Origin of the sequence: Photobacterium pectinilyticum, assembly GCF_024357955.1 — a bacterium.
Taxonomy (GTDB): domain Bacteria; phylum Pseudomonadota; class Gammaproteobacteria; order Enterobacterales; family Vibrionaceae; genus Photobacterium; species Photobacterium pectinilyticum.
Genome location: NZ_JANEYT010000172.1, coordinates 1 through 1,638 on the forward strand (window position 1 = coordinate 1; position 1,638 = coordinate 1,638).

1 protein-coding gene is annotated in these 1,638 nt (G+C 40.7%); it reads right to left on the reverse strand.

Annotation, left to right across the window (positions count from 1 at the left end; all coding sequences use genetic code 11):
* Positions 1-220: 220 nt before the first annotated feature.
* Positions 221-1,435 (reverse strand): glycoside hydrolase family 88 protein, encoded by a 1,215-nt coding sequence (locus NHN17_RS25680; RefSeq protein WP_255045512.1) that lies wholly within the window; start codon positions 1,433-1,435, stop codon positions 221-223.
* Positions 1,436-1,638 lie beyond the last annotated feature (203 nt).

A 1,638-nucleotide genomic window follows, 5' to 3' on the forward strand; every position in this document is an offset into this window, starting at 1 on the left:
TCATTGTGTCACCTGTTAGCTTCTGAGGTGATGATATCACCTCTAATCAGGTGGCCAAATTCACCGTACCACTACAACTGCCCCCCCGCGACAAAAGAATATAGCAACGTTATCCAGAACAGATAAGGCCCAACATTTGAGTCTTCTCTCGACCAATTTTTAAATTACTTGGCTACACCCGCATTCTAAGCCAGCCAAAGATTGGTAATTTCTTGCATCTTTATATACTTTTACATCGGTTTAGTGCCTCGAGATAGTAGTAATCACCATAATTTAAAGATGCATTGAGGTCGCGGTTAGCTGGATAATGACCTGTTGCTTGCTTTAATAGGAAATGTCCATTCTCATCCTCTGATGCAAAGTAGGTGGGTGTCGATAGGTTACGCAAAATAGTTAATGCATTATCGCGGTAGTATGTTGCTTGTTCATTCTCGACATATTGGGCTAGTTCGAGCAATGCACTCGCTAATAGCGCTGCTGCTGATGAGTCTCGGTAGTTAACAATGTCAGAGTAAGCTGGGGCGTCATAGTCAAAATAAGGAATTAAATCTTCCGGCATGTTTTCATTAGTTAACATGAACTCTACGATGCCTTTTGCTTGATTTAGAAAAGATTCATCTTGAGTATACCGATAGGTCATAGTGTAACCATAAGCAGCCCAGGCTTGGCCTCTAGACCATGAGGAGTTATCAGTAATCCCTTGAACGGTTTGCTTTTCAATTGGTAGGCCCGTATTTCGGCTGTAGTTAACTAAATGATAAGAGCTATAGTCATCACGGAAATGATGTTTCATTGTCACTTTGGCATGACTGACCGCGGCATCATAGTAGTGCGTATCTTTCGACAAGAGAGAGGCTTTAAACAAGAGCTCCAAGTTCATCATATTATCGATAATAACAGGGAATTCCCATGTGCCAAAACTCCATGAATAGGTAACTCCAACCTTGGGGTTATAACGTTCCATTAGCGTTTGGGCGGCACTGATCATCACAGCAGCAGAGTCTGGGCTATTGGTGAATCTCATACGATTACCAAATGAGCTATCAATAATAAACCCAATATCGTGTGTCTTACGGTTAAACTGTGTTTTTTCAAGGGCATCAGTCCATCGGTTGGCTTCTTCAAGCCAGATGGGGTCTTTCGAGTGTTCATAGAGGTACCAGTAGCTACCTGCAACAAAGCCACTGGTCCATCCCAAAGGTGTAGTATAATTTGTCTTACCGTTGCTAAATGAGGTCGGAATTTTGGTTGGATTCTTATACTCTTGTCTAAATTTATCATATTGAATAAGTGACTGATCAAGCGCTAAGTTACAAAACGCAACATCATCTTCTGGCCACTCATTCACTTCTTTTGCGTGTAATGATGTTGTGACAAAAAGTAGTGAAGCACATGAGAGAATATACCCACGGAGTTTGGATTTAGAATGAATCATTAAAATACTCAATGTGAAGATGATCTTGATAACGTTATGTTAATAGCTACTTATAAGCCTTGCTTAACACTACCTGATACCACCGATCCTCAGCTAATTTAAGTAAACGTTGAGGCATCGGTGCTATTTGAATACCTGAATAAATGAGCTGTTCCAACATCTTTTCCATGTTAAACCGCCGATTAAACTTAAAACAGAACTCT